The 4,684-nt window shown below is 65.2% G+C and carries 7 protein-coding genes and 1 pseudogene; 3 read left to right on the forward strand and 5 right to left on the reverse strand.

Going from position 1 to position 4,684, the window contains the following annotated elements; all coding sequences use genetic code 11:
- The 3 genes from BGO62_RS15830 to pdxJ all read left to right on the forward strand — a co-directional run.
- Positions 1 to 184 (forward strand): KH domain-containing protein (locus BGO62_RS15830; protein WP_296644333.1); only part of this gene is annotated, 184 nt, incomplete at its 5' end.
- A 128-nt stretch (positions 185 to 312) separates the two neighbouring features.
- The gene (recO, locus tag BGO62_RS15835) at positions 313 to 1,080 is read left to right on the forward strand and encodes a DNA repair protein RecO (protein WP_296644336.1); all 768 of its coding nucleotides are present in this window, start codon (positions 313 to 315) and stop codon (positions 1,078 to 1,080) included.
- A complete protein-coding gene (gene pdxJ / locus BGO62_RS15840; protein WP_296644339.1) occupies positions 1,077 to 1,826 on the forward strand; it encodes a pyridoxine 5'-phosphate synthase in 750 nt (249 codons plus the stop codon). Before recO ends, pdxJ begins: the two co-directional genes overlap by 4 nt.
- On the opposite strand, the gene BGO62_RS15845 is transcribed toward pdxJ, so the two are convergent.
- The 5 genes and pseudogenes from BGO62_RS15845 to BGO62_RS15865 form a co-directional block, all read right to left on the reverse strand.
- Positions 1,744 to 2,202: a cytochrome c family protein gene (locus BGO62_RS15845; RefSeq protein ID WP_296644342.1), complete on the reverse strand. Its 459-nt coding sequence runs from the start codon at positions 2,200 to 2,202 to the stop codon at positions 1,744 to 1,746. The genes pdxJ and BGO62_RS15845 overlap by 83 nt on opposite strands.
- Positions 2,199 to 2,798, reverse strand: a complete 600-nt coding sequence (locus tag BGO62_RS15850) for a ferritin-like domain-containing protein (protein WP_296644344.1) — start codon at positions 2,796 to 2,798, stop codon at positions 2,199 to 2,201. The genes BGO62_RS15845 and BGO62_RS15850 overlap by 4 nt, the downstream gene beginning before the upstream one ends.
- A 56-nt stretch (positions 2,799 to 2,854) precedes the next feature.
- Complete coding sequence (locus BGO62_RS15855) at positions 2,855 to 3,562, reverse strand: RNA polymerase sigma factor (RefSeq protein WP_296644346.1); 708 nt, start codon at positions 3,560 to 3,562, stop codon at positions 2,855 to 2,857.
- Between the two features lie 147 nt (positions 3,563 to 3,709).
- The gene (locus BGO62_RS15860) at positions 3,710 to 4,312 is read right to left on the reverse strand and encodes a DedA family protein (RefSeq protein WP_296644349.1); all 603 of its coding nucleotides are present in this window, start codon (positions 4,310 to 4,312) and stop codon (positions 3,710 to 3,712) included.
- A gap of 85 nt (positions 4,313 to 4,397) precedes the next feature.
- Positions 4,398 to 4,684 (reverse strand): annotated as a pseudogene (locus tag BGO62_RS15865) (protein translocase subunit SecF); the annotation flags it as partial.

The following is a 4,684-nucleotide window of genomic DNA, read 5'->3' on the forward strand; positions in this document are numbered from 1 at the left end:
CCGCGACGGCCACAAGGCCATCGTCATCGGCAAGGGCGGCGAAAAGCTCAAGACCATCTCCACCCAGGCGCGGCTCGACATGGAGCGCGCGTTCGACAGCAAGGTGTATCTGGAGGTCTGGGTGAAAGTGAAGGGCGGCTGGGCCGACGACGTGCGGATGCTGAAGACGCTGGGGATCGATTAAACCTTTATCCGCGAAGTACGTGAAGAAGCGCGAAGAAAGGCAAAAACGGCAAGATCAAAGCATCGTGCATGAAGGGTCCGCATCTCCAATGATTTTCTTCGCGCTTCTTCGCGGATAACGGATACTTGATGTCCAGCGACGCCCGCATCAACAACGAGCCCGGCTTCATCCTCCACACCTATCCTTTCAAGGAAACCAGCGTGGTGGCGGAAGCGTTCACCCGCAGCCACGGACGCGTGGCGCTGATCGCGCGCGGCGCGCGCCGCCCGGCATCCATGCTGCGCGGGCTGATGCAGCCCTTCACCCCGCTGCTGCTGTCGTGGTTCGGCAAGTCCGAGCTGAAGACCCTGCATGCGGCGGAATGGCAGGGCGGGCTGCTGGCGCCGCAGGGCCGCGCGCTGATGTGCGGGTTCTATCTCAACGAACTGCTGTTGCGCCTGCTGGCGCGCGGCGATGCGCACGAACGGCTGTACGACCGCTATGTCGACACCCTCGGCCAGCTGGCGGGCGAGTGCGGCACCGCGGATTACGAACGCGCCACTTATTTTGAGCAGATATTGCGCCGCTTCGAGAAGAACCTGCTCGCCGAGATCGGTTACGGCGCCACTTTCGATCTCGAAGCCGAGAGCAGGGCGCCGATCGATCCCGCTGCCCGCTACGTGTTCCAGCCTGAACGCGGCGCACTGCGTAGCCTCGCGGGCATCAATACGGGCGAGCAGCCGGGTTGCCCGGTATCCGGACAGACCCTGATCGACCTGGCTGCCGACCGTTTCGAGCACCCCGCCACACTGCTCGAAGCCAAGGCCCTGATGCGCACGCTGATCAACCATACCCTGGGCGCCAAGCCGCTTTATACTCGCCAGCTATTGCGCGAACTCACCGACCTTACTCCATGAGCATCTACCTCGGCGTCAACATCGACCACATCGCCACCCTGCGTCAGGCGCGCAAGACCCGCTACCCCAGCCCGGTCGAGGCCGCGCTTGCGGCGGAGACCGCCGGCGCCGATTCGATCACCCTGCATCTGAGGGAGGATCGCCGCCACATCCAGGACGCTGATGTGGCGATCCTGCGCCAGGTGCTGAAGACCAAGATGAACCTCGAAATGGCGGTGACCGAGGAAATGCTCGGCATCGCCTGCGCCACTCGGCCGCAGGACGTCTGCCTGGTTCCGGAAAAACGCGAGGAGCTGACCACCGAGGGGGGGCTCGACGTCGCTTCCCAGCTGCCCAAAATACAGGCGGCCTGCGCACGCCTGGCGCAGGCGGGCATCCGTGTGTCGCTGTTCATCGATGCCGATTTTGCGCAGCTCGATGCCGCCCATGCGGCCGGCGCGCCGGTCGTCGAAATCCACACCGGGCAGTACGCGGACGCCCCCACCGATGCCGCCCGCGTCGCCGAATTCGAGCGCATCCGCATGGCCGCGGCCTACGGCCGCAGCCTCGGTCTGACGGTGAACGCCGGCCACGGCCTGACCTATCACAATGTGCAGCCGATCGCGGCGCTGCCGGGCATACACGAGCTCAACATCGGCCATGCGATCGTCGCGCAAGCCTTGTTCACGGGCTGGCAGGCGGCGGTGGCGGAGATGAAGCGGCTGATGGCGGAAGCCGCTGCCCGCGGCACGTTGCCGAATCGTTGACCCGCTTGAGGTAGGCGATGAGGTCGGCGCGTTCCTGGCGATCCGCGATGCCGGCATAGCCCATCGCGGTCCCCGGCACGGTCTTGAGCGGATTCGCCAGAAAGCGATCGAGCGTCCGCGCATCCCACACCAGATTCGAGCGGCGCATCGCATCCGAATACGCGAAGCCTTGCACGCTGCCGGCGCGGCGGCCGAACAGCCCGCAATGCCGGGGGCCGGTACGGTCGTAGGCGAAGGCATGGCAAGCGAGGCAGCGCGCGTAGACCGCCTCGCCCCGCGCGGGATCGCCGTGCGCGAGCGCGGCGGCCGGCGCTGCATTCGCGAGGAGAGCCTGCACGGCACCGGCGACCAGGATCGCCGCCCCGGACTTTTTCACGACATGAAGGCGGAGGGCACCGGGGTCTCGCCCAATGCATTGCGCAGGATGGCCCAGTGCATCGCTTCGTCTCCGAGAATGCTGGCGGCAGCCTTGGCCAGTTCGCGGTTGCCGAATACCGGCACGGCGCCGAGATACGCGCTCACCGCGCCTTTTTCGAGCATCGCGGCGAAGCGCAATACGTCGGCCTGGTTTTTCAGGGTGTCGACAGGAAAGGTGTATTTCTCTTTCGCTGCCACCGGCTGTCCGCCCAGCTTGACGATGGTTTTCGCCAGCACGTCGGCATGCTCCTTGTGGTGCCCCTGAAACGTCAGCGCAAGATCGAGCGCCGGTTTCTGCAGCAGCCCGCTCTCCGCACCCAGCTGGTAGGCAGCGATGGCCTCGAGTTCGGCGCCCAGCGCCGTGTTCAGGATGCGCGCGTCGGAGGCGCCGGACTGGCTGCCCTTGGCGAGCGCATCGCGCCCGGCGAGCAGGGCAACGGCCGCACCCGACAGCAGCAGGCCGGAGTGGCCGAGAAAGGCGCGCCGCGTCCCGTCGCCCGGATTTGCCGTAGCGGGCGTGTGCGTCGTGTCCTGCTTTTGAATGAATGAAAACATGGCGTTCTCCTGACAGGGAAGGTGCTGCGGTGGAACCTGGCGCAGGCCAGGCAGGATCAGGCGTCGTCCGCCCGGTGGGTGTTCAGCTTCGCCAGCACCCCCGCGACAATGCGGTCGCAGCGGTCGCCGGCGAAGGAGAATGCGTCTGCGAGGCTGAAATCGATTTCGCGCGCCAGCGCCTCGCGCAGCAGGCCTCTGGCGCGAAAGTAGCGGGTGCGTACCGTTTCCGGCGGGATGCCGAGGCAGGCCGCCGTTTCGTCGACGGACATCTCTTCCAGCGCGCGCAGCACGAAGACTGTGCGGAAAGCATCCGGCAGCCGATTGATCTTGTCCTCGACCAGGCGGCGCGTTTCCACGCGCATCAGGGCATGCTCGGGTTGCTCAGGGGAATGCTCGCCCATGTTCGCCTCCGCCAGTCTGTCGTCCTGCTCCGCGTCGCCGTGCAGGTCGATCACCTCGGCTTGGCGGTGGCGCTTGCGCAGGCGTGCGATGGCCGCGTTGACGACGATGCGCACCAGCCAGGTGGACAACCTGGCATCGCCGTGGAACTGGGCCATCGCGCGATAGGCAAGAAGATAGGCCTCCTGCACGGCGTCTTCGGCCTCGGCGTCGTCATTCAGGATGCTGCGCGCGGTCCGGTAAAGCGTCTGATTGTGGCGCCGCATCAGGCGCTGGAGCATGGATAGGTCGCCCTCGGCGATGCGCTGCGCAAGCTCGGCATCGGTCAAGAATGGCTCGGCGGGTTTTTCCTGGGGGCGGTGCATGGCGCTCTCCGTCTGCTTCGGGCTCTTGTCACATTAGATGACGGCGAAGCTTTTCGCGTTCCCGGCAGGCGGTTGCGGAATAAACCGCGCTGAAGGGGGGGCGGACGAAGGGGAACGGGGCGGCCGGCGATCGAGGCCGCGGCGAGCTTAAGCCTGACGGCGGCGGTTCCACCACCAGTAGCCGCCGATCACCAGCGCAACAAAGGCGGCCACGCCGGCAGTGATGAGATGCTGGTATTCCCTGATGAGGGCTTCATTGCCGCCCAGGAAATAACCGAACAGCGTGAGGATGAGCGACCACAGTCCGGCGCCGAGGCAGGTGTAGAGCGCGAACGCGCCGGGGTTCATGCGGGTGAGTCCGGCCGGAATGGAGATCAGATGGCGGATGCCGGGAATCAGGCGGCCGGTGAAGGTCGAGACCGCGCCGTGCTTCAGGAAGAAGGCATCGGTCTTGTGCAGCAGTGCAGGCCGCACGAAGAAATAACGTCCCCAGCGTTCGAGGAAGGGCCGTCCCACCCACATCGCCACCACATAGTTGAACGACGCCCCGACCAGGCTGCCGACGGTGGAGGCGAGCACGATCAGCCAGAAATTCATTTCTCCCTGGTGCGCCAGATAGCCCGCAGGGATCAGCACCAGTTCGCTCGGCACCGGCAGCACCGTCGATTCCAGTGCCATCAGGAAAAAAATTCCGGTATAGCCCCAGCCGTGGACGGTGGCGAGGATCCAGGCGATGAAGTCGTGCAGCATGTCAGGAAGGCAGGTTCACGTTGCAAGACTCAGGAGGCAAGGGGGAAGCGCGCCTCCTTGCATCTTGGATCTTGTGTCTCGTATCTCAAACAACCGCCTCTTCCTTCTTCTCCACCGGCTTGATGAAGTGCTCGCGCTTGACGCCGAACATCAGCAGCAGGGGGCTGGCGACCAGGTTCGACGAGTAGATGCCGAACATGATGCCGATGGTAAGCGCGAGCGCGAAGTTGTGCAGCGCCTCGCCGCCGAAGAAGAACATCGACAGCACCATGAGCTGGGTCGAGCCGTGGGTGATGATGGTGCGGCTCATGGTGCGGGTGATGGCGTCGTCGATGATGTACGGGATGGTGGCGCCGCGCATCTTGCGGATGT

Origin of the sequence: Thiobacillus sp. 65-1402, from assembly GCF_001897685.1 — a bacterium.
In the GTDB taxonomy this organism is placed as follows: domain Bacteria; phylum Pseudomonadota; class Gammaproteobacteria; order Burkholderiales; family Thiobacillaceae; genus Thiobacillus.

Excerpts from the sequence above, each read along its gene's own strand:
- recO (WP_296644336.1), top strand. The coding sequence starts at position 313 with ATGTCCAGCGACGCCCGCATCAACAACGAGCCCGGCTTCATCCTCCAC.
- pdxJ (WP_296644339.1), top strand. The coding sequence starts at position 1,077 with ATGAGCATCTACCTCGGCGTCAACATCGACCACATCGCCACCCTGCGT.
- BGO62_RS15850 (WP_296644344.1), bottom strand. The coding sequence starts at position 2,798 with ATGTTTTCATTCATTCAAAAGCAGGACACGACGCACACGCCCGCTACG.
- BGO62_RS15855 (WP_296644346.1), bottom strand. The coding sequence starts at position 3,562 with ATGCACCGCCCCCAGGAAAAACCCGCCGAGCCATTCTTGACCGATGCC.
- BGO62_RS15860 (WP_296644349.1), bottom strand. The coding sequence starts at position 4,312 with ATGCTGCACGACTTCATCGCCTGGATCCTCGCCACCGTCCACGGCTGG.